This is a genomic window from Streptomyces fractus (assembly GCF_049844455.1).
In the GTDB taxonomy this organism is placed as follows: Bacteria; Actinomycetota; Actinomycetes; order Streptomycetales; family Streptomycetaceae; genus Streptomyces; species Streptomyces fractus.
On sequence record NZ_JBMYHI010000002.1, the window covers coordinates 6,457,968 to 6,481,523 of the forward strand.

At 71.2% G+C, this 23,556-nt stretch carries 24 protein-coding genes; 11 read left to right on the top strand and 13 right to left on the bottom strand.

The window, feature by feature from the left end; all coding sequences use genetic code 11:
• The first annotated feature begins 123 nt into the window (after positions 1-123).
• On the top strand, positions 124-1,590 hold the full coding sequence (locus ACP4E5_RS31180; protein ID WP_425834467.1) for an aldehyde dehydrogenase: 1,467 nt from the start codon (positions 124-126) through the stop codon (positions 1,588-1,590).
• A gap of 2 nt (positions 1,591-1,592) precedes the next feature.
• Positions 1,593-1,826 (top strand): ferredoxin, encoded by a 234-nt coding sequence (locus ACP4E5_RS31185; RefSeq protein WP_425834469.1) that lies wholly within the window; start codon positions 1,593-1,595, stop codon positions 1,824-1,826.
• 116 nt (positions 1,827-1,942) lie between these two features.
• On the opposite strand, the gene ACP4E5_RS31190 is transcribed toward ACP4E5_RS31185, so the two are convergent.
• Positions 1,943-2,563 (bottom strand): TetR family transcriptional regulator, encoded by a 621-nt coding sequence (locus ACP4E5_RS31190; RefSeq protein WP_425834471.1) that lies wholly within the window; start codon positions 2,561-2,563, stop codon positions 1,943-1,945.
• 192 nt (positions 2,564-2,755) lie between these two features.
• On the opposite strand from ACP4E5_RS31190, the gene ACP4E5_RS31195 reads away from it, so the two are divergent.
• Genes ACP4E5_RS31195 through ACP4E5_RS31205 form a run of 3 tightly spaced genes read left to right on the top strand, consistent with a single transcriptional unit; the run spans position 2,756 to position 5,885 of the window.
• Positions 2,756-4,078: a glycosyltransferase family 4 protein gene (locus ACP4E5_RS31195; protein WP_425834473.1), complete on the top strand. Its 1,323-nt coding sequence runs from the start codon at positions 2,756-2,758 to the stop codon at positions 4,076-4,078.
• The gene (locus ACP4E5_RS31200; RefSeq protein ID WP_425834475.1) at positions 4,072-4,815 is read left to right on the top strand and encodes a class I SAM-dependent methyltransferase; all 744 of its coding nucleotides are present in this window, start codon (positions 4,072-4,074) and stop codon (positions 4,813-4,815) included. The genes ACP4E5_RS31195 and ACP4E5_RS31200 overlap by 7 nt, the downstream gene beginning before the upstream one ends.
• On the top strand, positions 4,812-5,885 hold the full coding sequence (locus ACP4E5_RS31205) for a prenyltransferase/squalene oxidase repeat-containing protein (protein WP_425834477.1): 1,074 nt from the start codon (positions 4,812-4,814) through the stop codon (positions 5,883-5,885). The genes ACP4E5_RS31200 and ACP4E5_RS31205 overlap by 4 nt, the downstream gene beginning before the upstream one ends.
• A 9-nt stretch (positions 5,886-5,894) precedes the next feature.
• Here ACP4E5_RS31205 and ACP4E5_RS31210 read toward each other — a convergent pair whose 3' ends face one another.
• Positions 5,895-6,191: a hypothetical protein gene (locus ACP4E5_RS31210; protein WP_425834479.1), complete on the bottom strand. Its 297-nt coding sequence runs from the start codon at positions 6,189-6,191 to the stop codon at positions 5,895-5,897.
• 165 nt (positions 6,192-6,356) lie between these two features.
• Between ACP4E5_RS31210 and ACP4E5_RS31215 the strand changes: the two genes are divergently transcribed.
• Positions 6,357-6,872 (top strand): hypothetical protein, encoded by a 516-nt coding sequence (locus ACP4E5_RS31215; protein ID WP_425841776.1) that lies wholly within the window; start codon positions 6,357-6,359, stop codon positions 6,870-6,872.
• 13 nt (positions 6,873-6,885) lie between these two features.
• On the opposite strand, the gene ACP4E5_RS31220 is transcribed toward ACP4E5_RS31215, so the two are convergent.
• The 7 genes from ACP4E5_RS31220 to ACP4E5_RS31250 all read right to left on the bottom strand — a co-directional run bounded on the left by ACP4E5_RS31220 (position 6,886) and on the right by ACP4E5_RS31250 (position 14,504).
• Positions 6,886-7,896: an LLM class F420-dependent oxidoreductase gene (locus ACP4E5_RS31220; RefSeq protein ID WP_425834481.1), complete on the bottom strand. Its 1,011-nt coding sequence runs from the start codon at positions 7,894-7,896 to the stop codon at positions 6,886-6,888.
• A 127-nt stretch (positions 7,897-8,023) separates the two neighbouring features.
• Positions 8,024-8,896, bottom strand: coding sequence for a hypothetical protein (locus tag ACP4E5_RS31225; RefSeq protein ID WP_425834483.1), 873 nt, complete (start codon positions 8,894-8,896; stop codon positions 8,024-8,026).
• Between the two features lie 141 nt (positions 8,897-9,037).
• Positions 9,038-10,075, bottom strand: a complete 1,038-nt coding sequence (locus ACP4E5_RS31230) for an N-acetylmuramoyl-L-alanine amidase (protein WP_425834485.1) — start codon at positions 10,073-10,075, stop codon at positions 9,038-9,040.
• A 22-nt stretch (positions 10,076-10,097) separates the two neighbouring features.
• On the bottom strand, positions 10,098-10,763 hold the full coding sequence (locus tag ACP4E5_RS31235; RefSeq protein WP_425834487.1) for a class I SAM-dependent methyltransferase: 666 nt from the start codon (positions 10,761-10,763) through the stop codon (positions 10,098-10,100).
• A 115-nt stretch (positions 10,764-10,878) separates the two neighbouring features.
• Positions 10,879-12,189 carry a M20/M25/M40 family metallo-hydrolase gene (locus ACP4E5_RS31240; RefSeq protein ID WP_425834489.1) on the bottom strand — a complete coding sequence of 437 codons (1,311 nt, stop codon included), beginning with the start codon at positions 12,187-12,189 and terminating at the stop codon, positions 10,879-10,881.
• Entirely contained in the window at positions 12,186-13,547 is a 1,362-nt protein-coding gene (locus tag ACP4E5_RS31245) for a cytosine permease (RefSeq protein ID WP_425834491.1), read from the bottom strand. The genes ACP4E5_RS31240 and ACP4E5_RS31245 overlap by 4 nt, the downstream gene beginning before the upstream one ends.
• A gap of 3 nt (positions 13,548-13,550) precedes the next feature.
• The gene (locus ACP4E5_RS31250; RefSeq protein ID WP_425834493.1) at positions 13,551-14,504 is read right to left on the bottom strand and encodes a DUF1177 domain-containing protein; all 954 of its coding nucleotides are present in this window, start codon (positions 14,502-14,504) and stop codon (positions 13,551-13,553) included.
• Positions 14,505-14,655: 151 nt separating this feature from the next.
• Here ACP4E5_RS31250 and ACP4E5_RS31255 point away from each other — a divergent pair, with 151 nt between their 5' ends.
• Together ACP4E5_RS31255 and pepE are read left to right on the top strand one after the other, a co-directional pair.
• Positions 14,656-15,477: an IclR family transcriptional regulator gene (locus tag ACP4E5_RS31255; protein WP_425834495.1), complete on the top strand. Its 822-nt coding sequence runs from the start codon at positions 14,656-14,658 to the stop codon at positions 15,475-15,477.
• Between the two features lie 46 nt (positions 15,478-15,523).
• Entirely contained in the window at positions 15,524-16,249 is a 726-nt protein-coding gene (gene pepE / locus ACP4E5_RS31260; RefSeq protein ID WP_425834497.1) for a dipeptidase PepE, read from the top strand.
• 5 nt (positions 16,250-16,254) lie between these two features.
• On the opposite strand, the gene ACP4E5_RS31265 is transcribed toward pepE, so the two are convergent.
• From ACP4E5_RS31265 to ACP4E5_RS31275, 3 genes are read right to left on the bottom strand one after another with little or no spacing between them, the layout of a single operon-like run.
• Positions 16,255-16,752 (bottom strand): GNAT family N-acetyltransferase, encoded by a 498-nt coding sequence (locus tag ACP4E5_RS31265; RefSeq protein ID WP_425834499.1) that lies wholly within the window; start codon positions 16,750-16,752, stop codon positions 16,255-16,257.
• Positions 16,753-16,777: 25 nt separating this feature from the next.
• Positions 16,778-16,969: a DUF397 domain-containing protein gene (locus tag ACP4E5_RS31270; protein ID WP_425834501.1), complete on the bottom strand. Its 192-nt coding sequence runs from the start codon at positions 16,967-16,969 to the stop codon at positions 16,778-16,780.
• On the bottom strand, positions 16,947-17,765 hold the full coding sequence (locus ACP4E5_RS31275; protein ID WP_425834503.1) for a helix-turn-helix domain-containing protein: 819 nt from the start codon (positions 17,763-17,765) through the stop codon (positions 16,947-16,949). Before ACP4E5_RS31275 ends, ACP4E5_RS31270 begins: the two co-directional genes overlap by 23 nt.
• Positions 17,766-17,850: 85 nt before the next feature.
• Here ACP4E5_RS31275 and ACP4E5_RS31280 point away from each other — a divergent pair, with 85 nt between their 5' ends.
• Positions 17,851-18,291: an ATP-binding protein gene (locus ACP4E5_RS31280; protein ID WP_425834505.1), complete on the top strand. Its 441-nt coding sequence runs from the start codon at positions 17,851-17,853 to the stop codon at positions 18,289-18,291.
• Positions 18,292-18,330: 39 nt separating this feature from the next.
• Here the strand turns inward: ACP4E5_RS31280 and ACP4E5_RS31285 are convergent, their stop codons facing one another.
• A complete protein-coding gene (locus tag ACP4E5_RS31285; RefSeq protein ID WP_425834507.1) occupies positions 18,331-20,064 on the bottom strand; it encodes an MFS transporter in 1,734 nt (577 codons plus the stop codon).
• Between the two features lie 299 nt (positions 20,065-20,363).
• Between ACP4E5_RS31285 and ACP4E5_RS31290 the strand changes: the two genes are divergently transcribed.
• A complete protein-coding gene (locus ACP4E5_RS31290) occupies positions 20,364-22,541 on the top strand; it encodes an acyl-CoA dehydrogenase family protein (protein WP_425834509.1) in 2,178 nt (725 codons plus the stop codon).
• A gap of 65 nt (positions 22,542-22,606) precedes the next feature.
• Positions 22,607-23,533 (top strand): LysR substrate-binding domain-containing protein, encoded by a 927-nt coding sequence (locus tag ACP4E5_RS31295; protein WP_425834511.1) that lies wholly within the window; start codon positions 22,607-22,609, stop codon positions 23,531-23,533.
• The last annotated feature ends 23 nt before the right edge of the window (positions 23,534-23,556 follow it).

Here is a 23,556-nt window from a genome sequence, read left to right on the forward strand (position 1 = left end):
GGTCGCCCGGGCGAACCGTATCCGCGAGGGCGCCCCGGCACCGCATCACCCTTCCGGATCGCAACTAGAACTGGTATCAGTTCTGAAACACCGTCAGAAATGTCGTGCGTGAGGATGCCAGCCATGACCGAGCTCGTGGAACACGGACAGCTGTTCATCGGCGGGGAGTTGACCGACCCCCTCGGCAAGGACGTCATCGAGGTCGTCTCGCCGCACACGGGAGAGGTCTTCGGGCGGGTGCCGCACGCCGCGCCCGCCGACGTCGACCGCGCCGTGGCCGTCGCCCGCCGCGCCTTCGAGGACGGCCCCTGGCCGCGGATGAGCCTCGACGAGCGCATCGAGATCATCACGAAGATCAAGGACGCGTTCGCCGTCCGGCACGAGGAGATCGCCCGCGTCATCAGCAGCGAGAACGGCACCCCGTACACCTCGGGCGTCATGGTGCAGGCGCTCGCGGCGATGATGGTCTGGGACTCCGCGATCAACGTCGCCCGCGGCTTCACGTACGAGGAGACGCGCGACGGCGCACTCGGCAAGCTCCTCGTGCGCCGCGAGCCCGTCGGCGTCGTCGCGGCGATCGTCCCGTGGAACGTCCCGCAGTTCACCGCCGCCGCGAAGCTCGCGCCCGCGCTGCTCGCCGGGAACCCGGTGATCCTGAAGACGTCCCCGGAGACGCCGCTCGACGCGTATCTGCTCGCCGAGATAGCCACGGAGGCCGGGCTCCCGGAGGGCGTGCTCTCCATTCTTCCGGCCGACCGCGAGGTCAGCGAGTACCTGGTCGGGCACCCCGGCGTCGACAAGGTCTCCTTCACCGGGTCTGTCGCCGCGGGCAAGCGCGTCATGGAGGTCGCCTCGCGCAACCTCACCCGCGTCACCCTCGAACTCGGCGGCAAGTCCGCGGCCGTCATCCTGGAGGACGCCGACGCGAGCGCCGCGGTCTCCGGCATCGTCCCCTTCGCCTGGATGATCAACGGCCAGGCCTGTGTGGCGCAGACCCGCATCCTCGTCCCGCGCTCGCGCTACGACGAGTTCGCCGACGCGTTCGCCGGCGCGGCCTCCGCGCTCAAGGTCGGCGACCCGCTCGACCCGGCCACCGAACTCGGCCCGCTCGTCGCCAAGCGCCAGCAGCAGCGCTCGCTCGACTACATCCGCATCGGCCAGGACGAGGGCGCCAAGATCCTCACCGGCGGCGGGGTCCCGAAGGGCTTCGAGCGGGGCTGGTACGTCGAGCCGACCCTCTTCGGCGACGTCGACAACTCCATGCGCATCGCCCGCGAGGAGATCTTCGGCCCGGTCATCTGCCTGCTCCCGTACGGCGACGAGGCCGAGGCCATCAAGATCGCCAACGATTCCGAGTACGGCCTCAGCGGCAGCGTCTGGACCGCCGACACCGCGCACGGCGTCGACATCGCCCGCCAGGTGCGCACGGGCACGTACAGCGTGAACACCTTCAGCCTCGACATGCTCGGGCCGTTCGGCGGCTACAAGAACTCCGGCCTGGGCCGCGAGTTCGGGCCCGAGGGGTACGGCGAGTACTTCGAGCACAAGATGATCCACCTGCCCGCGGGGTACGAGCCGGAGGCGAGCTGAGCATGGGTGACCGGTGGCGTGTGGAGGTCGACCGGAGTGTGTGCATCGGCTCGGCGATGTGTGTGAACGCCGCGCCGGACGGGTTCCGCCTGGACAGCGCGCGGCAGTCGCATCCGACGGATCCGGAGGCCGACGCGAACGAGAAGGTCCTCGCGGCGGCGGAGGGCTGCCCCGTGGAGGCGATCACGCTCACACTGGCCGACACGGGCGAGGTCGTCTTCCCCCCGGAGGACTGACCCGCGGCCTGCACCATGGTTGCGCTCCCGGGGCTCCGCCCCGGACCCCGCTGCTCAATCGCCGCAGGGGCTTGAAAAATCAAGCCCCGCGGCCGCAACGCCGATGCCGGTGCAGGCTACGAACGACGGGGAGCGGACAGATCGATCAACCGGCACACCATCTCGATGTCGATCTTGACCTGGGCGATGGAGGCGCGGCCGGACAACCACGTGATCAGCGCGGAGTGCCACGTGTGCTCGATGACCCGCACCGCGGACAACTGCTCCGGCGTCGGGTCGTCGAGCCCCATCGCGTCGAGAATGATCGCGGTGGTCTGCCGGGACACCTGGTCGACCGCCGGGCTCACACTGCGGTCGGCGAAGGTCAGCGCCCGCACCATCGCGTCCGCGAGATGCGGCTCCCGCTGCAGCGCGCGAAAGGCCCGCATCAGCGTCTCGGCCACCCGCTCGGCCGGGGTGTCGCCGGACGGCGGCCGCTTACGGACCGTCGTGTGCATGTGCTGGAGCTGGTCCTGCATGGTGGCGACCAGGAGGTGCACCTTGCTCGGGAAGTAGCGGTACAGCGTGCCGAGCGCGACCTGGGACGACTCGGCGACCTCCCGCATCTGCACCGCGTCGAAGCCACCGCGCGCCGCGAGCTGCGCGCTCGCGTGCAGGATCCGGCGGCGCCGCGCCTCCTGACGCTCGGTGAGCGCGGGGGTCGGGCGGGTGGTGGTTCTCGCGTCCGGAGCTGTCATCAGAAAGCTTTCCGTGTCCCGTGGAGCCCGCCGTGGCGTGAATCACCTGATCCACCTCTCACGGCCCGGCTACCAGCCGGTAGATTCGATGCTCTTGAACGATCAAGTCTGAAACTTGTTCTAGATTAGCGTCCCCACGTAGTGTCCACGGGCAAGCAGGAAGAAGGGTGGCCTGGAGTGACCGCGGAGTCCTTGCGTATCGCTCTCCTCACGTACAAAGGCAACCCGTTCTGCGGTGGCCAGGGCGTATACGTCCGGCACCTCTCGCGGGAGCTGGTCCGGCTCGGGCACCGCGTCGAGGTCATCGGCTCGCAGCCGTACCCCGTGCTCGACGAGGCCGTCGACGGCGCCGCCCTGGAAGGGCTCTCGCTCACCGAGCTGCCGAGCCTCGACCTGTACCGCAGCCCCGACCCCTTTCGTACACCCAAGCTCGCCGAGTACCGCGACTGGGTCGACGCCCTCGAGGTCGGCACCATGTGGACCGGCGGCTTTCCCGAGCCGCTGACGTTCTCGCTGCGCGCCCGCCGGCATCTGCGGGCAAGACGCGGCGAGTTCGACGTCGTGCACGACAACCAGACGCTCGGCTACGGGCTGTTGGGGGACGTCGGCGCCCCGCTCGTCACCACCATCCACCACCCGATCACCGTGGACCGCCAGCTGGAGCTGGACGCCGCCGAGAACTGGCAGCAGCGGATGTCCAAGCGCCGCTGGTACTCCTTCACGCGCATGCAGAAGCGCGTCGCGCGCCGGCTGCCCTCCGTGGTCACCGTCTCCGGCACGTCCCGCGACGAGATCGTCCAGCACCTGGGCGTGCGTCCCGGGCGGATCAACGTCGTGCACATCGGCGCCGACACCGACCTGTTCTCGCCGGATCCGGCCGTCGCCGAGGTGCCGGGCCGCATCGTGACGACCTCCAGCGCCGACGTCCCGCTCAAGGGCCTCGTGTTCCTCGTCGAGGCGCTCGCCAAGGTGCGGGCCGAGCAGCCCGACGCGCATCTCGTCGTCGTCGGCAAGCGGCCCGAGGAGGGCCCGGTCGCGCAGGCCATCGCGCGCTACGGCCTCGAAGGCGCCGTCGAGTTCGTCAAGGGCATCACCGACCAGGAGCTCGTCGACCTCGTGCGCTCCGCGCAGGTCGCCTGCGTGCCCTCCCTCTACGAGGGTTTCTCGCTGCCCGCGGCCGAGGCCATGGCCACCGGCACCCCGCTCGTCGCTACCACCGGCGGCGCGATCCCCGAGGTCGCCGGCCGCGACGGCGAGACCTGCCTCGCCGTGCCGACCGGCGACGCGGGCGCCCTCGCCGGGGCGCTCGGCCGGCTCCTCGGCGACCGTGAACTGCGCGCCCGGCTCGGCGCCGACGGCCGCGCCCGCGTCCTGGAACGCTTCACGTGGGCGCGCGCCGCGCAGGGCACCGCCGAGCTCTACCGCGAGGCGATGGCGGCCGCGCCGCGGCCGACTTCCCCCGCCAGCAACACAGTTGTCACCGAAACCCCCCAGGAAAGCAGGGCCACGTGCTGACCGTCGACTTCACCCGCTTCCCGCTCGCCGCGGGCGACCGCGTCCTCGATCTCGGGTGCGGGGCCGGACGGCACGCGTTCGAGTGCTACCGGCGCGGGGCGCAGGTCGTCGCGCTGGACCAGAACAAGGAAGAGATCGCCGAGGTCGCCAAGTGGTTCGCCGCGATGAAGGAGGCGGGCGAGGCCCCCGCGGGCGCCACCGCGACCGCCATGGAGGGTGACGCGCTCCAACTCCCCTTCCCCGACGAGTCGTTCGACGTCGTCATCATCAGCGAGGTGATGGAGCACATCCCCGATGACAAGGGTGTGCTCGCCGAGATGGTGCGCGTCCTGAAGCCGGGCGGCCGGATCGCCGTCACCGTGCCGCGCTACGGGCCCGAGAAGGTGTGCTGGGCGCTCTCCGACGAGTACCACGAGGTCGAGGGCGGCCACATCCGCATCTACAAGGCCGACGAACTCCTCGGCAAGATGCGCGAGGCGGGCCTCAAGCCGTACGGCACGCACCACGCGCACGCGCTGCACGCCCCGTACTGGTGGCTCAAGTGCGCCTTCGGCGTCGACAACGACAAGGCGCTGCCGGTGAAGGCGTACCACAAGCTCCTGGTCTGGGACATCATGAAGAAGCCCGCCCTCACGCGGGTCGCCGAGGGCCTCCTCAACCCCGTCGTCGGCAAGAGCTTCGTCGCCTACGCCACCAAGCCGCACCTGCCGACGACGGCCGGCGGGGCCGCTGAGTGAGCAGCCCCGAGCGCACCGAACTCCTCGTACTCCCCGGCGTTCTGACGGCCGATCAGGCCGCGCAGACCGTCGCCGGGATCCTCGGCGACCAGCGCCCCGACGGGGCCATCCCGTGGTTCCGCGGGCACCACCTCGACCCGTGGGACCACACCGAGGCCGCCATGGCCCTCGACGTGGCCGGCGAGCACGAGGCCGCCGAGCGCGCCTACGACTGGCTGGCCAGGAACCAGGGCGAGGACGGCGCCTGGTTCGCCGCCTACCGCGACGGCGACCCGAACGACGTGACGGACCACGGCCGCGAGTCCAACTTCGTCGCGTACATCGCCGTCGGCGTCTGGCACCACTACCTCTCCACCGGCGACGACACGTTCCTCGATCGCATGTGGCCGGTCGTGTGCGCGGCGACGGAGTTCGTGCTCCGCCTCCAGCAGCCCGGCGGCCAGATCGGCTGGAAGCGCGAGCCTGACGGCACGCCGGTGGGCGACGCGCTCCTCACGGGCAGTTCGTCCATCCACCAGGCCCTGCGCTGCGCGCTCGCCATCGCGGATCAGCGCGAAGAGCCGCAGCCCGACTGGGAGTTGGCGGTCGGCGCGCTCGGGCACGCCATCCGCAGCCACCCCGAGCGGTTCCTCGACAAGGGCCGCTACTCGATGGACTGGTACTACCCGGTCCTCGGCGGCGCCCTGCGCGGAGCCGAGGCGAAGGCCCGCATCCAGGCCGACTGGGACACGTTCGTCGTCCCCCGCCTCGGAGTGCGCTGCGTGGTCCCCAACCCTTGGGTGACCGGCGGCGAGAGCGCCGAACTCGCCCTCGCGCTCTGGGCGATGGGCGAGTCCGACTGGGCGCTGGAGATCCTCCAGGACATCCAGCACCTGCGCGATCCGAAGACCGGCCTGTACTGGACGGGCTACGTCTTCGACGACCAGGCGATCTGGCCGGAGGAGCTGACCACGTGGACCGCGGGCTCCGTGCTGCTCGCGGTGGCGGCCCTCGGCGGCGACGAGGCCACGTGCTCCGTGTTCGGCGGCGGACTGCTGCCGGCCGGCGTCGAGCCCGACTGCTGCCGCTGAGGGAGGAGTTCAGTACCGGCGCAGCCGGTTCGCCACCGCGTGGCCGACGAAGAGGTAGACGACGGCCGCGAGGCCGTAGCCGGCGACGACGCGGGCCCAGCCCTCGTCGAACGTGAACAGGTCATGGGACCAGCCGGCCAGCCAGGCGGACGTGTCGTGGACGACCTGCACCAGGTCGTTGCCGCGGTTCGCGCCCAGTAGGTACATCAGGATCCACAGACCCAGGATCAGGGCCAGGACATCGGCGACGATCGCCACGGTCCGGGCGGCCTCGTTGGTCCCTCGGTAATGCCGATTCGCAGACATGTCGTTCCGGGTTTCCCCGCCGACCTCCGTGAAACCCGGACGGGCTTCCTCAAGTGGCGCATGCGCAGCGGCCGGGTCACGCTGCCTCGAGTGCCACTTCAGCCACGGAGGTAGTCGGTGGTAACCCGTTCCCCTCTTCCCGTACGACGCCTGCTCACGGCCCTGATGCTGTGCGGCGCGCTGCTCGCGGGCGCGACCGCGTGCGGCTCCGACAGCGACTCGGTGTCCGCGACCAAGGCGTCGTCGAGCGCCACCACGAAGGCCGAGAAGCAGAAGTTCGCCAAGACCCGGTTCGCGGCGAACGCGGGGCTCGCGGCCGGGGCCACGTACCAGTGGATCGTGAAGCCGTACCGCGCGGGCAAGTTCAAGGCCGGCGCGGACGGCCGCAGGTTCGCGCTCGTCAAGGCGGGCCTCGCGGGCGCGTTCACGTACAACCGGCTCAAAGCCGCGTCGAAGAATGCCGAGGGCGACCCGACGCTCTCGAAGGCGGTCGGCCCGCTGTCGGCCGGCATCGCGTCCCTGAAGGGCCTGTCGACCAAGCTGCGCAAGGGCGAGGGCCTCGGCGACGTGACCTCCTCCTTCGACGAGGTCATCAACGGCGTCAAGGACGCGGGCAAGAGCGCGGGCGCCGACGTGACGAACAAGATCCCGTCGGCGTCACAGCTCACGAAGGGCTCGTAGCGCCTTAGTCGGTCTACGAGTTCAGCTCGGCCAGGACGCGCAGCGTGTGCGGGTCCGGTGACAGGACGAGGAGGTCGGTCACCGGGCCCTTGCGCCACAACTCCAGGCGCTCCGCGATCCGTTCACGCGGTCCGACGAGCGAGATCTCGTCGGCGAACGCGTCCGGCACGGCGAGCACCGCCTCCTCCTTGCGGCCCTCGGCGAACAGGCCCTGGATGTGCCGGGCCTCGGCCTCGTACCCCATGCGCGCCATGAGATCGGCGTGGAAGTTGCGGGTCGCGTGGCCCATGCCGCCGATGTAGAAGCCGAGCATCGCCTTCACCGGGAGCAGCCCCTCGGCGACGTCGTCGCAGACCTTCACGCGGGCCATGGGCGCGACGACGAAGTCCTCCGGCAGCTCGGTCAGCGACGCCTCGTACACGTCCGTCCGGGTCGGCGACCAGTACAGCGGCAGCCAGCCGTCCGCGATCCGCGTGGTCTGCGCGATGTTCTTCGGCCCCTCCGCGCCGAGCAGGATCGGCAGATCCGACCGCAGCGGGTGCGTGATGGGCTTCAGGGCCTTGCCGAGCCCGGTGCCGTCCTCGCCTCGGTACGGATGCGAGTGGAACCGACCGTCGACCTCTACGGGTCCCTCGCGCCGCAGCACCTGCCGTACGACGTCGACGTACTCGCGGGTGGCCGTGAGCGGGGAGCGGGGGAACGGGCGCCCGTACCAGCCCTCCACGACCTGCGGCCCGGACAGGCCCATGCCCAGCATCATCCGGCCGCCGGACAGGTGGTCCAGGGTGAGCGCGTGCATCGCGGTCGTCGTCGGTGACCTGGCGGCCATCTGTGCGATCGCCGTGCCGAGCCGGATCCGTGAGGTGTGCGCGGCGAACCAGGTGAGCGGGGTGAAGACGTCGCTGCCCCAGGACTCCGCCGTCCACACCGAGTCGTAGCCCAACTCTTCCGCGTCGCGCACGAGTTGAAGGTGGTCGGGGTTCGGTCCGCGACCCCAGTAGCCGAGTGCGATTCCGAGCCGCATGCGCGCCCCCTGTCGGATGGCCATACCTGATGGCCCGTCAGTTCAGGTCCGGTGCGCGACTGTACGCGAAAGGCCCCTCGCCCGGAAGACGGGCGAGGGGCCTTGATCCCCCTGTACGGGGCGGGGGTCAGCCGCGCTGGATCCCCGAGGTGTCCTGGAGGACGCCGCGGCGCCCGTCCTGCGTCTGGGCGACGAGGCCGGGGCCCCGCTGCTCGACCGCCAAGTACCAGGTGCCGGGCGCCAGTTCCGCGATCTGCGCCTGCGAGCCGTCCTCCGCGAAGAGCGGGCGCGGCACCGGCACGGCGAACCAGAACGGCGAGAAGTCCGCGGCCGGCGGCTGCGCGGCGGCCTGCGGCGCCGGGGCGCCCGCGTGCTGCTGCGGCTGGCCGCCGTACGGCTGCTGCTGACCCGGGCCACCGGGCTGCTGCGCGCCGTAGGGCTGCTGCTGGCCGGGGCCACCGGGGTGCTGCTGGGCGCCGGGGTAGCCGTAACCCTGCTGCGGCTGGCCGCCGTACGGCTGCGGCTGCTGCGGGCGCGGGGCACCGAGGAGGGCGCCCTTCAGGGCCGGGACGAGGGGCGTGGCGATCGCGGCGGCGGCCATGATCAGCGTGGCGACGAGGCTGAGGATGAGGCCGATACCGGCGGTCGGACCGTCGGAGGCGCTGCTGCCGACGTTGTCGATGCCGCCCGCAGGGTCGAAGACGTTGCCGAGCGCCGCCCACGCCGCCAGCACCGTGGCCGCGATGCCGAACTGGCCGAGGTCGATCCCCGCGACCTTACGGGGCTGCGCCGTACCGCGGCTGAGAACGATGAGCACGGCGCCGATGACGCCCGCGAGCACCACGCTCATGAGAAGCGGGCCGCTCTCCCAGGAATTCGGGAACTCGACGCTGTCGGGTGCCCCGTCGACGGAGTAGATATCGAGGAACGAGGCGATCAACAGCAATACCGCTGCTCCGATCACCACGCCGTCGCCTCGAGTGAGGGAGCGGATATTCACTGCAAGTCCTTAGTCAGTCGTCAGTCAGTCGTCTGGTCATCGGGTGGAGGTGACGCAGAAGCGCAGGGGCGGCCCCACATCGTACGGAGGACACTATCGCCCGGGTTCGGGGAGTGTCTGCCGAGATCCATAGGGTGACAGTTACCCGCCCAGGAAACTCACGATTCCCTCAGAGATGCCCTGCGCCGCCTTCTGCCGCCACGCGCCCGAGGTCAGTCGCCGGGAGTCCTGCGAGTCCCGCATGTTGCCACACTCGATGAAGACCTTCGGCACCTTCGAAAGGTTGAGTCCGCCCAGGTCACTGCGGGTGTCGAGGCCCGTGCCGCCACCGATGTAGTTCGACGGGGCCTGGCCCGTCGCCTTCAGGTAGAGGCCCGCGATGCGCTCGCCGAGGTCCCGCGAGGGCTTCACGATCGGGGTGGTGTCGGCGGCTCCCGCGCGCACGGATGCGGGAAGGATCACATGGAAGCCGCGGTTGCCCTCGCCCGAGCCGTCCGCGTGGACGGAGACGACGGCGTCGGCCTTCGCGGCGTTGCCGATCCGGGCCCGCTCGTCGACGCACGGCCCCCAGGCGCGATTGCCGTCCTGCGTCAATTGGACGGTCGCGCCCTGTTGTTCGAGGATCGTCCGCATCCGCTTCGCCACGTCCAGCGTGAACCGGGCCTCGGTGTAGCCCGCGTTCGTCGACGTACCGGTGGTGTCGCACTCCTTGGAGCCGTTGCCCACGTTCACGGACCGGTTGATCTCGGTGGCGTGCTGGAAGTTGCCCGGGTTGTGGCCGGGGTCGATGACGACGACCTTGCCCTTGAGGGGGCCCGAGCCGCCGGCCGGTTTCGCGGGGGCCTTGCGGGACTTCGACTGGGACGGCGAGGCGGACGCCGCCGCGGACTTCGAGGGGTCGGGGCTCGCGGCCTTCGACTCCTTGGCGTCCTGCGACGTCCCGCCCTGCGAGGGCGAGGTGGTGGAGGACTGGCCGGGCGCGGGCAGCACCTTCGGCGGCTCGCTGTCACCCGGCCCGCTCACGACCTGCCACACGAGCCACGCCGCGAGCGCCGTCGGCACCAGCGCGGCGAAGGTGACGAGTACGGGACGCCCGCCGAAGCGGCGGCGTCCCGCCCCGCTCCGGTCGTCCCACCCATCGGGATCGAAGCCATCGGGTTCCGGACCTACATACGACACGTTCCTGACCTTAACCGTGCGCTCAGATCCCTGCGCCACTTCGACGCAGGACGCGCAGCGAGTCGCACTCCGAGACCTCGGTGAACGCCCCGGACGCGAGTGCCCGCTGGTACACGCGGTACGGCGCCTGCCCCGTCCACTCGTCGTGCTTCACGGGGAAGACGTCGTGGAAGACGAGGTAACCGCCGTCGGCGACGTGCGGCGCCCAGCCCTCGTAGTCGGCGTTCGCGTGCTCGTCGGTGTGCCCGCCGTCGATGAAGACGAACCCGAGCGCCCCGCCCCACGCCTTCGCGACCTGCGGCGACTTCCCGACGAGCGCGACCACGTGATCCTCCAGGCCCGCCGCGTGCAGCGTGCGCCGGAACGTGGGGAGCGTGTCCATGAGCCCCACCGCCGGGTCGACGGTCTCCGGGTCGTGGAAGTCCCAGCCCGGCTGCTGCTCCTCGCTGCCCCGGTGGTGGTCGACGGTGAGCGCGGTCACCCCGGCGGCGCGCGCGGCGTCGGCGAGCAGGATCGTGGACCGCCCGCAGTACGTACCGACCTCCAGGATCGGCAGCCCGAGCGCCCCGGCCTCCACGGCGGCGGCGTACAGCGCGAGCCCCTCACCGCGCGGCATGAACCCCTTGGCCCCCTCGAAGGCGGCGAGGACGTCCGGGGCGGGGGTGTGGCTGCGACTTGTGATGCTCATGCCGCTCACTCTGCCCTACGTGGACGGCGACCCGGCCCGGGGGTAGGGGAGGACTGTGGCGTGCAATGACGGCGGGACCGTCATCACACGCCACAGTCCCGCACGACGGAGACGTTCAGCAGGCCTGCCAGAGCCGGGTCATCACCCGCACCCCGAAGCGCAGCCCCTCCAGCGGGACCCGCTCGTCCACGCCGTGGAAGAGGCGCCCGTAATCCAGATCGGCGGGCAGCTTCAGGCCCTTGAAGCCGAAGCAGCGGATGTCCAGCTTCGTGAAGGCCTTGGCGTCGGTGCCGCCCGGGTTGCAGTACGGGACCGGGTGGCCGTCCGGGTCCTCGGCGCGCACGGCGTCGCACATGGCGTCGACGAGCGGTCCGTCGAACGTCGTCTCCATCGCGATGTCGTGATTGACCCACTCGCGGGAGACGGACGGGAGGAGCAACGCGTCGATGGCGTCGACGAGTTGCTGCTCGTGGCCGGGGAGGAAGCGGGCGTCGACGCGGGCCGTCGCCTTTCCGGGGATCACGTTGGTCTGGTAGCCGGCCGTGAACATGGTGGGGTTCGCGGAGTTGCGGAGCACCACCTGCATGAAGTCGGCGACGTGACCGAGCTTGGCCAGTTCCGCGTCGAGGTCCGCCGCATCGAAGTCGACCTCTGCGCCCATGAGGACGGCGGCCTCGGAGAGCAGGGCCCGTACCGGTTCGATGAGGTGGACCGGGAACGTGTGGCGGCCGATGCGGGTCAGGGACTCGGCGAGGTCCGTGACCGCGTTCTCGTCGTTGGGGGACGAGCCGTGGCCCGCCCGGCCGTTCGCCGTCAGCTCCATCCAGGCCATGCCGCGCTGGGCGTTCTCGATCGGGTAGAGGCGTCGGGTGTCGTCCAGGGCGTAGCTGAAGCCGCCGCCCTCGCCGATCGCCTCCGTCACGCCGTCGAAGAGGTCCGGGCGGTGCTCCACCAGCCAGTGTGCGCCGAACTTTCCGCCTGCCTCCTCGTCGGCGAGGAACGCCAGCACCAGGTCGCGGGACGGCTTCGTACCCGTACGCGCGAAGTGGCGGGCGGTGGCCAGCATGACGGCCACCGTGTCCTTCATGTCGATCGCGCCGCGGCCCCAGAGGTAGCCGTCGCGGATCTCGCCCGAGAAGGGAGGAACCTGCCACTCGGTCGCGTCGGCCGGGACCACGTCGAGGTGGCCGTGGACGAGGAGGGCGCCGCGCGAGCGGTCCGCGCCCTCGATGCGGGCGATGACGCTGGCGCGGCCCGGCGCGCTCTCGACGAGTTCGGAGGTGATGCCGGCCTCGGCGAGGCGGGACACGACCCAGTCCGCGCAGGCCCGCTCGTCGCTCGTCGGGTTGGATGTGTCGAAGCGGATCAATTCGGCGCACAGCTCGACGACTTCGTGCTGCGCGTCCTCGGAAGCAAGGGTGGTCATGCCGCTCCTACGGGGGTCTGCTCGGCCGCGCCGGGGACGGTGTCCTCGTCGTCGGCCAGGGTCGTGGTGCCGTACGTCCTGATCCAGCCGAGCAGCCCGAGCACGGTGTAGAGGACGAACGCGGTGGCCAGGGAGTTCAGGGCCGGGATGCCGCCGTCGTAGAACTTGCCGACGCAGAAGGCGGCGGCCCAGATGACGAGGGAGAGCGGGACCCAGGTGGGGGAGGTGGCCGGGAGGGTGCCTGCTTCGCGTGTCTCGTCGAGCGGCTTGCGCATCTTGCGGACCACCCAGTACTCGGCGACGACGATGCCGCCGATGGGCGGGATGGCCACGCCGAGGACCGAGAGGAATTCGGTGAAGTGGGTCATGATGCCCACTGCGGAGAGGGCCGTTCCGGCGACGCCGAGGGCGATCGTGACGGCGCCGCGGTGCAGGCGCTTCTTGAAGACGACCTGGAAGAAGTTGACGACGCCGAGCGAGGAGCCGTACAGGTTCCAGTCGTTGATCTTCGCGGTCGACATCAGGACGACGAGGACGCCGAAGACGCCGGACGTGGAGAGCACGATCTGCGAGACCTGGTCGCTCTTGACCATGTGGCCGAGGAGCACGCCCGTCAGGCCCACGATGTACTCGGAGAGGATCATCGAGGACGCCGTCTGAAGGAAGACGTGCGACCCCTTTTTGTTGTAGCGGGTCATCTCCGGCGCCACGATCGCGCCGGTCATGTAGCCGCCCGCGATGGCGGTGGCGGCGACCGAGAGCGGGATGGCCTGGCCGGGCGGCGGGGAGCTGATGAGGTCGCCGATGGAGTGGTCGCTGAGGGCGTCGATGACCGACCAGGCGACCATCGCGAAGAAGAGGGGTGTGACGATCTTCGCGAAGATGGCCATGTAGCGGAAGCCGAAGATCACCAGGACGGTGATGGCGAGGCCCGCGGCGATGCACCACAGCCACGACGGGCCGCCGACCAGCGAAGAGACGCTGTCGCCGAAGATCGTGTTCTGCACGCCGAACCAGCCGACGAGGCTGACCGCGATGATGAAGCTGACCAGCGCGGAGCCGTTGCGGCCGAAGCCGACCCAGCGGGTCAGGAGCGGGGTCGCGAGCCCTTCGCGCATGCCCGCCATGCCGATGAGGAAGATGACGACTTCGAGGATGACCGCGCCGAGGGTGAAGGCCCAGAACGCGTCGCCGAAGGTCATGCCGACGCCGATGGTGGCGCCGAGGGTGAACTGCGAGATGGAGCCGGACTGGGCGAGCCACTGCAGCAGCATCGTCCAGAAGCCGAGCCGCTTGTCCTTCGGGACTCTGGACAGCGCGTAGTCGTCGCTGCCCACGCTCTTCTTGGTGGTGGCCATGGCTTACGACTCCGTGGGTGCGTTGCCGAGGGTCTGCAGGTGGGCGAGCGAGCCGTAGCGGCTCACGAGGGCGTCGAACTCCTCGGCGTCGTGGAAGTCGAGGCGACTGCCGCCGTACGCCTTCGCGGTCTCGACGGCGAACCGGGCCGCGGCCGCGATGTCCGTCTCGTGGCTGGCGCCGGTCTGGCAGCCGGGGACCGCCGAGGCCGAGGTGACCGCGAGGCCGACGACCGGGGCGGCGGTCGCGGTGGCCGGCTGGAGGATCGAGTTGATGTGGTGGGCGCCGTTACCGTAAGGCGTTATGTCCTGGGTTGTCACGGGATACGTGACCAACGGCTCACCGGTGACGACGGCCAGCAGCTCGCCCAGCTCCTCGCTCACCCGCAGCACCCACCCCTCCTTGACGGTGGGGGACAGGGCGAGGCCCTTGTGGTTGATGATGCGGTTGCCCTTGGTGGTGTCGATGGAGAGCACGGCCTCCATGTCGTCCGTCACCTCGTGCCGGTTCATCGTCGCGATGTCGACCGGCGAGTCCATGAACGGCACCGGGTCGTGCGGCGCGGTCGGCGCGTCCGGGCAGACGTGTGTGGCGATCACCACGTCCCCTTCGAGCACGTCGCCGCGGCGGCGCATGTCGAGGAGCTTCGCGGCGGTGGCGAGCGCGGCGGCGGCGCCGTCGGCGTCGGAGACCAGGCCGGTCATCTCGGGCCGGGCGCCGACCCCGCCGAGGCGGCCCACGACACCGAGCGTGCGGGCGCTGCCGCCCCGGCTGCGGCCCTTGGCGCCCGGGATCCGGACGAGCACGAAGTCGGTCGAGCCGCGCTCGCCCTCGACCGTGGTGATCTCGGCGCCGGAGCCCTCCGGGCCCGCGAGCGAGTCGAGGTACGCGACGGCGCGCTTGCCGTCGGCGTCGGGGTCGTCCAGCAGATCGACGACATCGAGGACGTGCTTCAGCATGCGGGATCCCTCTCACTGCTCACCGCGCCGCGCTCACTGCGCTGCGCCCGGTCGCGGTTTCCACCGGTACTGACAGCAGATTCGGGATCGGATAGCGTTGTCGGCAAGCATTTCCCGTTATTTGCAATACAGGTCTGGATGGTGAGATGGCGTGCCGGAGATCCCGCTCGACCGGAAGACCCCGGCCGGCGCGCTTCAGACCGTCGACCGGGCCCTTCTCGTGCTGCTCGCGTTCGAGCGGACGCGGCCGGACTGGGGCGTGACGGAGGTCGCCGCCGAGTTCGGCTGGGACACGTCGGTCGCGCAGCGGCTGCTCTCGACGCTGGCGGGGCGCGGCTTCCTGGTCTCCGACCCGGTGACGCGGCGCTACCGGATCGGGCCGGCGGTGCTCCGGCTCGGTCGGCTCTGGGAGCGCTCGGGGTCCCTGGAGCTGCTTGCCGGACCGGTGTTGGAGGAACTGCGGGCGGCGACCGGCGACACCGTCCTGTTCTGCCTGCCCGACAGCTTCCACATGCGCTGCGTCGCGGCCGTGGAGGGCGAGGAAGGGCCGCTGCGCTACTACCCGTTGGTGGGTGAGCTGTATCCCGCGCACGCGGGGGCCACCAGCAAGTCGTACTACGCGTTCCTGCCCGACGAGCAGCGCCACCGGCTCTTCCGTGGCCGCCCCATGGCCCGCTTCACCGAGCGCACGGTGACCGATCCGGACGAGCTGGAGCGGGAGTTCCGTACTGTCCGCGCCCAGGGGTACGCCTGGACGGTCGGCGAGTACGACGCCGGGATCGGCACGGTCGCCGTACCCGTCTTCCTCGGCCGCGAGCCCTACGGGAGCCTCAGCCTCGGCGCCGCGAAGGATCGCTTCCCGGACGGGCCCGGCGACCGCCTCGACGTCCTGCGCAAGGCCGCCCGCCTCCTGGAGCGGCGCCTGACGCACCCGCCGCAGCCGGCGCGCCGCACCCGTACCGCCACCAACTGACCTTTGTGCACAGCCTGTTGATTACGTTGATCGGAGCGACCCCGTCGTGAACCTTCTGCTGCTCTCCAACTCCACCCAGCACGGCCAGGGTTACCTGGAGCACGCGCTCGACACGGTCACCGGCTTCCTGCCGCCGAACGCCCGCCTCGCGTTCGTGCCGTACGCGCTCGCCGACCACGACGCGTACACGGCGAAGGTGCGCGGCGCCCTGGAGGGTGCGGGGATCGAGGTGCGCGGCGTGCACGAGGGGGACGACCCGCTCGCCGAACTCGCGGCGGCGGACGCGGTGTTCATCGGTGGCGGCAACTCGTTCCGGCTGCTGAGCGCGCTGTACCGCACCGGGCTGCGGGACGCGGTGGCGAAGGCGGTCCGGGGCGGTCTCCCGTACATGGGCGCCAGCGCGGGCACCAACATGGCCGCGCCCACGCTCCGTACGACCAACGACATGCCGATCGTGCAGCCCCCGTCCTTCGAGACGCTGGGCCTCGTCCCGTTCCAGATCAACCCGCACTACCTGGACCCGGACCCGTCCTCCACCCACAAGGGCGAGACCCGCGAGCAGCGGCTGACCGAGTTCCTGGAGGAGAACGACGTGCCGGTGCTCGGCCTCCGGGAGGGCTCGTGGCTGCGGGTTTCCGGGGAGCGGGCGTCGGTGGAGGGCGCGCATGCGGCGCGGCTGTTCCGGCGGGGAGCGGAGCCGCGGGAGCTGGCGGCGGGCTCTGACGTGTCCGAACTTCTGGGTGTGGAGGCGAAGTTCGACGTGGGGTGCTGACGCTCCTACGGGACTTCCGGCAGCTTCAGCCACTCCTGCCAGCTGATCTCGCGGCTGATGAGGCGCGGCTGCCGGAACGGCCAGTCGGCGGCGATCCACTCGGGGACGAGCGCGTCGAGCGCCCGCTCCTCGGCGCCGCCGGCGAGTTCGTCGACCACCCACCAGGAGATCTCGCCGTCGGCGCCGATGCGCTCCGGTGGGTCGATGTAGACGCAGCCCAGCAGCTTCGTCTCCGCCTCGTTCAGGAGCGCGTAGTTGAACGACTGGTGGGCCGCGATCTCCTTCTCGTGCCGCAGGAGATCCACGCGGTCCGCCTCGTACGTCATGGTCTCCGCGGGCCAGCCCCACGCCGGGCCGAAGATCTCCCACAGGCGCTCGCGCGAGCCCATCACGGCGGGGTGGTCGATCGCGGTGTCCGCTTCCCGGATCGGCCTCAGGTGCAGGCCGGTTCCGGGTACGGGTACGTGGGTGGGGTGGACGAAGTCGTGCGGAAGCCAGCTCATGAGCGGTGACGTTAGCGGGTTTCCGCTAGACCTGTCCGCCGACGACGCCCGCCACGAATGCGCTGAACGCGCTTGGCGTGATCCGGAGGTGGCCCAGGTCCGGGTCCTTGGAGTCGCGGATGGCGACGGTTCCGGTGGGGGTGGGCGTGGCGACTTCGAGGCAGTCGCCGCCGTTGCTGCCGCTGTAGGACGACTTACGCCACGTTGTGGTTTCCATACCTGGTCTCCATTACGCGAGTGATCAGGGCTGCCGACTCCCGTGGGGAGAGGGCGTCCGCCTGAAGGCGAGCGTAACCGACCGAACGTTCCCTGATTACTTGCGGGTTGGCGGTCATGTGCCCCGACATGTAGCACTCGCTGTAGTAGAGATCCGGGTCGCCGTCGAAGCGCAGCAGGTTGAACGTACCCATCATGCCCGCATGTTGGCCCGAGGCGAACGGCAGGACTTGGAGCTCGCGGCACTCCAGCAGCCGCGCCAGTTGCCCTCGCATGACGTCGGGGCCGCCGATCTCCCGGTGCAGCACCGACTCGTCCAACACCGCCCACAGGGCTGGTGGTTCGGGGCGCTGCAAGATGAGTTGGCGCTCCATGCGGGCGGCGACGGCGCCTTCCAGGCTGCCCTGGTCCTCGGCGGAGAGCACGGCCCGCGCGTACTCCTCCGTCTGCAACAGCCCGTACACCAGCTGGCACTGGAACGTGGAGATGTACGTGGCCCGCGCCTCAAGTTCCGCGTACGCCTGAAACCAGGTCGGAAGTTGGCTTCGCAGGACCAGGCCCACGAGGCCCGAGAAGAAGCCGTCCGTGCCCAGCGCCGCGTCCACCCGCTCGCTGAAGTCCCGCGTGGGCACCTTCTTCGCGCACTCGATCTGGCCGATCAGCGAACCCGTGCAGAAGACACAGTCGCCCAGCTGGCCCAGCCTCAGGCCCGCTTCCTCTCTTCGGCGACGCAGCTCGAACCCGTAGTAGTCGAGCGGCGAAGCGCCCGGGTCCAGATCGCGGCGGATGTTCGGCATGGGCGGTCACCCCAGACGTGCAACGCCTCGCGGCGTTTCGATCACGACGTAGCCGAGAGTAATCGAACCGTCCCACGCTGGTGACATGAATCACGCAACTGATGCCCCGGAGGCGGGACTTGCCGGGTCCTACGGTTTCGGTCTCACCGTGGGTGAGCACAGCGCCCGCCACCTGCGCCGCATCCTGCGGATCCACCTCGGGGAGTGGGGGATGCCGGGGCTCGCCGACGATGCCGAGCTCGCGCTGACCGAGCTGATCGCCAACGTCGTCCGCCATGTGCCGGGGCGGAGCTGCACCGTGCGGATGACGCGGGCGGACGCCGGGGTGCGGGTCGAGGTGGCCGACGCGCACCCCGCGCTGCCCGAGCCGCGCGAGCGCCGTGAGTGCGCCGAGTCGGGCCGGGGGCTCGCCATCGTGGCGGCCGTCGTCGACCGGTGGGGTGTGGTGCCGCACCGGGCGCCCCATAGCGGGAAGACCGTCTGGTTCGAGTGCCATGCGAAGAGGGCGCGCCACGCACCCGCGTGACGCGCCCTCCGCCGAAGCTGCCCGCAGCCCCGCGACCGGCTACCGGACCGACTCGGCGAGCGACTCGAGGGCCAGGTCGACGCCGACCGGGCGGTTCTCGCCGTGGTGCGTCGCGGCCGAGGCGCGCGGGGCGTGTCCCGTGGCCGTGGCGGCCAGGACGTAGGAGCCGCCCGCCGGGACCGTCAGGGCGTACTGGCCCGCGGTGTCCGTGAGGGCCGAGCCCGCCTGGCGGCCGCGACGGTCGATCAGGGTGACCTTGGCGCGGGGGACCGGCAGGCCCTCCGGGTCGAGGACGCGGCCGTGGAACTGCGCGGCGAGGGTCTCCTCCGCGCGCTCGAGGACGACGTCCTCCTCGCTGCTGGCGCGGAGCTGGACCGCGGGCTTGCGGCGGCCCGGCAGGCCGATGGCGAGCAGCACGCCGACCGCGACCGCGCCCGTGGCGATGAGGAAGGAGACGCGGAAGCCGTGCATCGTCGGGATGGCGACGCCGCCGACGTTGTTCGCCGTGTTGGCCAGCACCATGCCGATGACCGCGGAGGACACCGACGTACCGATGGAGCGCATCAGGGTGTTCAGGCCGTTGGCCGCGCCCGTCTCGGACGCGTCGACCGCGCCGATGATCAGGGCGGGGAGGGAGGAGTAGGCGAGGCCGATGCCCGCGCCGACGAGGACCGCGATGATGATGGTCTGCCAGGCGGCGCTCATCAGGCCGAGCCCGGCGCCGTAGCCGATCGCGATGATCAGCAGGCCGAGGAGCAGGGTGACCTTCGGGCCGAACTTGGCGGAGAGCCGGGCGTAGACCGGAGCCGTCAGCATCATCGTCAGGCCGAGCGGCGCCACGCACAGACCGGCGACGACCATCGACTGGCCGAGGCCGTAGCCCGTCTCCTTCGGGAGCTGGAGCAGCTGGGGGAGGACCAGGGAGATCGCGTAGAACGCGACGCCGACCATGATCGAGGCGAGGTTCGTGAGCAGGACCTCGCGGCGGGCCGTCGTGCGCAGGTCGACCAGCGGGGCCTTCAGGCGCAGTTCCATCGCGCCCCAGGCGAGGAGGACGACGAGCGCCGCGGCGAACAGGCCGAGCGTCGTGCCCGAGCTCCAGCCCCAGTCGCTGCCCTTGGTGATGGGCAGGAGGAAGAGGATGAGGCCGAGGGTGAGGCCGATGGCGCCCGCGACGTCGAAGGTGCCCTGCGCGCGCAGCGGGCTCTCCGGGACGAAGACGAGCGTGAGGGCGATCGCGACGACGCCGAGGCCCGCGGCGCCGAAGAACAGCGCGTGCCAGTCGGCGTGCTGCGCGACGAGCGCGGCGAGCGGCAGGGCGAGCCCGCCGCCGACGCCGATGGAGGAGGACATCAGGGCCATCGCCGAGCCGAGCTTCTCGCGCGGCAGCATGTCGCGCATCAGGCCGATGCCGAGCGGGATGGCGCCCATGGCGAAGCCCTGAAGCGCACGGCCCACGATCATGACGAGCAGGTTGTCCGTGAAGCCGCAGATCAGGGAGCCGAACACCATGATGGCGAGGCTGGTGAGCAGCATCCGGCGCTTGCCGGCCAGGTCGCCGAGGCGGCCCATGATGGGGGTCGCGACGGCGCCCGCGAGGAGGGTCGAGGTCATGACCCAGGTCGCGTTCGACGGCGCGGTGCTCAGCAGCTCGGGCAGGTCCTTGATCACCGGCACGAGCAGCGTCTGCATGACCGCCACGGTGATGCCGGCGAAGGCGAGGACGGGGACGACGCCGCCTGACGGGCGGGCTTGAGTCGTCGGCTGGGACATGAAGGAAGGCCTCCGGAAGGCGGTCTGGGTCCCCATATTCGGGACGGCGAACGCGCGCCGCCGGGGTCGGGGCGCGCGTTGTGCGGTCGGTGTGACGGCCTGAGTGCGGGCAGGTTGTGTGTATGTCGAACCGGTCGGCTGGGGCGACTATTCCGACGTTCGTCGTACGAGCGGAATCCTTTACCTCTTCATTACGTCACCGGCCGGTGAACGGTTGTTTCCGGTCCGCCCCGCCTCGATCTGACCCAGTGTCAGATTTCCTCTTCCGGTCTACTGGAACGTGTTCTACCGTGCGCCGCATGGGCATCGCCATCACGCAGGAACAGCGGGAACTCGCGGACGCCGTGCGCGGTTGGATCGCGCGCGCCGTACCGCCCGACGAGGTGCGCAAGCTGCTCGACGCCCCGGCCGCCCCCGGTCGCCGCCCCTCCTCCTGGGACGGTCTCGCCGGGCAGGGTCTCCTCGGGGTGCACCTCCCCGAGTCGTACGGGGGCGGGGGCGGGACCCTGCTCGACCTCGCGGTGGTCGTGGAGGAGGCCGGTCGCGCGGCGCTGCCCGGACCGTTCCTCGGCAGCGTGCTCGCCGCCGAAGTGCTGCACAGGGCCGGGCGGCGCGAGCTCACCCGCGCTCTCGCCGAAGGGGAGCGGGTCGGCGCCGTCGCGTTCGGGCCCGGCGGGCTCAGTGCCGTCGCGGGGCCCGACGGGCTCGTGCTCGACGGCGTGGCGCCGCCCGTCCTCACCGGGGCCGACGCCGATCTGCTGGTGCTCGCGGCGGAGAGCGCCGACGGCGTGGTGTGGCTCGCCGTCGACGCCGAGGCTCCCGGCCTCACCGTGCGCGTGCACGAGAGCGGTGACCCGACCCGGCCCACCGCCGAGGTCACGGCGGCCGGCGCCGTCGTGCCCGCCGACCGGATCCTCGACGTCGACGGCACCCTCGTGCGCGACCTCGCGGGCGTGCTGCTCGCCGCCGACGCCTGCGGCACCGCCGCCTGGGCGCTGCACGCCGCGGCCGAACACGCCAAGGTGCGCGAGCAGTTCGGGCGGCCCATCGGCCAGTTCCAGGGGGTCAAGCACCTGTGCGCCGACATGCTGGTGCGGGTCGAACAGGCGGCGGCGCTGACGTGGGACGCGGCGCGGGCCTTCGAGGAGGGCGAGTCCGAGGATGTGCGCGGGCTCGTCGCCGCGCTCGCCGCGGGGGCCGCGCTCGACGCCGCGTACTCCTGCGCCAAGGACTGCATCCAGGTCCTCGGCGGCATCGGCTTCACCTGGGAGCACGACGCCCACCTCTATCTGCGCCGGGCCGTCGTCGCCCGCCAGCTGCTCGGCGCCGGGGACGCGCACCGGCTGCGCGCCGTGCGGCTCGCCGAGTCCGGCGTGCGCCGCGAGCTGCGGTTCGCGCTGCCCGCCGAGGCGGACGGTCACCGAGAGGCGGCCCGCACGGTGATCGAGGCGGCGCGGGGCCTCGACCCGAAGGCGGCACGCAGGGCCCTCGCCCCCACCGGATACGCGGCGCCACACCTCCCGCCTCCGTACGGACTCGGCGCGGGCCCGGTCCAACAGCTCGCCGTACAGCAGGAGTTGAAGGCCGCCGGAGTGAAGGTCAGCGACCTCGGCATCGCCACATGGGTCGTCCCCTCCCTCATCTCCTACGGCACCCAGGAGCAGCGCGACCGCCACCTCCCGGCGACCCTGCGCGGCGAGACGCTGTGGTGCCAGCTGTTCTCGGAACCCGGCGCCGGATCCGACCTCGCCTCGCTGCGTACGAAGGCGGAGCGGATGCCCGACGGGCGGTGGCGGATCAACGGGCAGAAGGTGTGGACGAGCGCCGCGCAGTGGGCGGACCACGGCATCCTGCTCGCCCGCACGAACCCCGAGGCCCCGAAACACAAGGGCCTCACGTACTTCGTCGTCGACATGAAGAACACGGACGGCATCGACATCCGGCCGCTGCGCGAGATCACCGGCGACTCCCTCTTCAACGAGGTCTACTTCGACGACGTCGTGCTGCCCGCGGACGCCGTGGTCGGCGAGGTCGACGACGGCTGGCGGGTCGCCCGGCACACGCTCGGCAACGAACGCGTCCACATGGCCGACCAGTTGACCTTCGACACCGGCCTTGAGGCGCTGCTCGCGCGGGCCGGTGACCTGGACGGCGCGTACCGGGCCCGCGTCGGCGCCCTCGCGGCGGAGGCGCACGCGCTGGGCTGCATCGGCCTGCGGACGACGATGCAGCAGGTCGCGGGGGAGGAGCCGGGGGCCGGCGCCTCGGTGCGCAAACTGGTGCAGACCCCGCACCAGCAGAAGGTCGCGGAACTGGCACTCGAACTCCTCGGCCCGGCGGGGGCGCTCCGCGAGGGGCCGGGGGAGCGGGCGCTGCACGGGTTCCTGTTGTCGCGGTGCCTGACGATTGCGGGTGGCACGACGCAGGTGCAGTTGAACGTGGTGGCGGAGAGGATTCTGGGGCTGCCGAGGGATTAGGTCACCCGGCGGGGCTCCGCCCCTGCACCCCGCTGCTCAATCGCCGCAGGGGCTTGAATGGGCCTGTGGAACTGAAACATCTCACCGGCTTCGTAGCCGTCGCAGACGAGTTGCACTTCGGGCGCGCCGCGGAGCGGTTGCACATCGCGCAGTCGCCGCTCAGTCAGCAGATCAAGCTGCTGGAGCGGGATCTGGGGGTGAAGCTGTTCGATCGGACCACGCGTACCGTCCGGCTCACCTCCGCCGGGCAGGCGCTCGTGGAGCCGGCCCGGCGGTTGCTCGCGGACGCCTCCGCCGTGCGCAGGACGGTGCGGGCCGCGCATCTGGGGGAGGTCGGGCGGGTCTCGGTCGGCTTCGCCGGGGCGAGCAGTTATGCGGCGTTGCCGTTGCTCACGCGGGCCGTCACGTCTCAACTGCCCGGTATCGAGCTGGTGTTGGAGGGGCAGACCTACAGCGGTGAGGCGCTGCGGCGGATCACCGACGGCACCCTCGACATCGGCTTCGTGGCGCTGCCGGTGCGGCGCGGCATCACCGCCCGCGTCGTCCGCATGGAGCGTCTCGTCCTCGCCCTGCCCGACAGTCACCCGCTCGCGGACCGCGCCGAGGTCCCCGTGCGCGCGCTCGCCGACGAGCCCATCATCACCTTCCCGCTCTCCCGCGAGTCGGCAGTGCGGGACGCCATGGTGCAGGCGTGTCACGACGCCGGGTTCGCGCCGCGGATCGCGCAGGAGGCCCCGGACTCGTACAACATGCTGGCGCTCGTCGGCGCGGGTGTCGGCGTCGCGGTCGTCGTCGGGTCGGCGCGCAACATCCACCTGGAGCATGTGGTGTTCCGGCCGCTGGCGGGGGACGACGACGTGCCGGTGCTGCCGATCGCGCTCGGCTGGCGCGCCGGCAATCCGTCGGCCGCGCTGCGGGCGGTGCTGCGCGTGGCGGAGGACGTGCTGCCGACACCGGAGGACGCTCCGGTGGCCCCGGCCTCCGGGAGCTGATTGTGCGCGATCGCAGCTCAATC

Excerpts from the sequence above, each read along its gene's own strand:
- ACP4E5_RS31180 (WP_425834467.1), top strand. The coding sequence starts at position 124 with ATGACCGAGCTCGTGGAACACGGACAGCTGTTCATCGGCGGGGAGTTG.
- ACP4E5_RS31185 (WP_425834469.1), top strand. The coding sequence starts at position 1,593 with ATGGGTGACCGGTGGCGTGTGGAGGTCGACCGGAGTGTGTGCATCGGC.
- ACP4E5_RS31190 (WP_425834471.1), bottom strand. The coding sequence starts at position 2,563 with ATGACAGCTCCGGACGCGAGAACCACCACCCGCCCGACCCCCGCGCTC.
- ACP4E5_RS31210 (WP_425834479.1), bottom strand. The coding sequence starts at position 6,191 with ATGTCTGCGAATCGGCATTACCGAGGGACCAACGAGGCCGCCCGGACC.
- ACP4E5_RS31215 (WP_425841776.1), top strand. The coding sequence starts at position 6,357 with ATGCTGTGCGGCGCGCTGCTCGCGGGCGCGACCGCGTGCGGCTCCGAC.
- ACP4E5_RS31220 (WP_425834481.1), bottom strand. The coding sequence starts at position 7,896 with ATGCGGCTCGGAATCGCACTCGGCTACTGGGGTCGCGGACCGAACCCC.
- ACP4E5_RS31235 (WP_425834487.1), bottom strand. The coding sequence starts at position 10,763 with ATGAGCATCACAAGTCGCAGCCACACCCCCGCCCCGGACGTCCTCGCC.
- ACP4E5_RS31240 (WP_425834489.1), bottom strand. The coding sequence starts at position 12,189 with ATGACCACCCTTGCTTCCGAGGACGCGCAGCACGAAGTCGTCGAGCTG.
- ACP4E5_RS31245 (WP_425834491.1), bottom strand. The coding sequence starts at position 13,547 with ATGGCCACCACCAAGAAGAGCGTGGGCAGCGACGACTACGCGCTGTCC.
- ACP4E5_RS31250 (WP_425834493.1), bottom strand. The coding sequence starts at position 14,504 with ATGCTGAAGCACGTCCTCGATGTCGTCGATCTGCTGGACGACCCCGAC.
- ACP4E5_RS31265 (WP_425834499.1), bottom strand. The coding sequence starts at position 16,752 with ATGAGCTGGCTTCCGCACGACTTCGTCCACCCCACCCACGTACCCGTA.
- ACP4E5_RS31270 (WP_425834501.1), bottom strand. The coding sequence starts at position 16,969 with ATGGAAACCACAACGTGGCGTAAGTCGTCCTACAGCGGCAGCAACGGC.
- ACP4E5_RS31275 (WP_425834503.1), bottom strand. The coding sequence starts at position 17,765 with ATGCCGAACATCCGCCGCGATCTGGACCCGGGCGCTTCGCCGCTCGAC.
- ACP4E5_RS31280 (WP_425834505.1), top strand. The coding sequence starts at position 17,851 with ATGAATCACGCAACTGATGCCCCGGAGGCGGGACTTGCCGGGTCCTAC.
- ACP4E5_RS31285 (WP_425834507.1), bottom strand. The coding sequence starts at position 20,064 with ATGTCCCAGCCGACGACTCAAGCCCGCCCGTCAGGCGGCGTCGTCCCC.
- ACP4E5_RS31290 (WP_425834509.1), top strand. The coding sequence starts at position 20,364 with ATGGGCATCGCCATCACGCAGGAACAGCGGGAACTCGCGGACGCCGTG.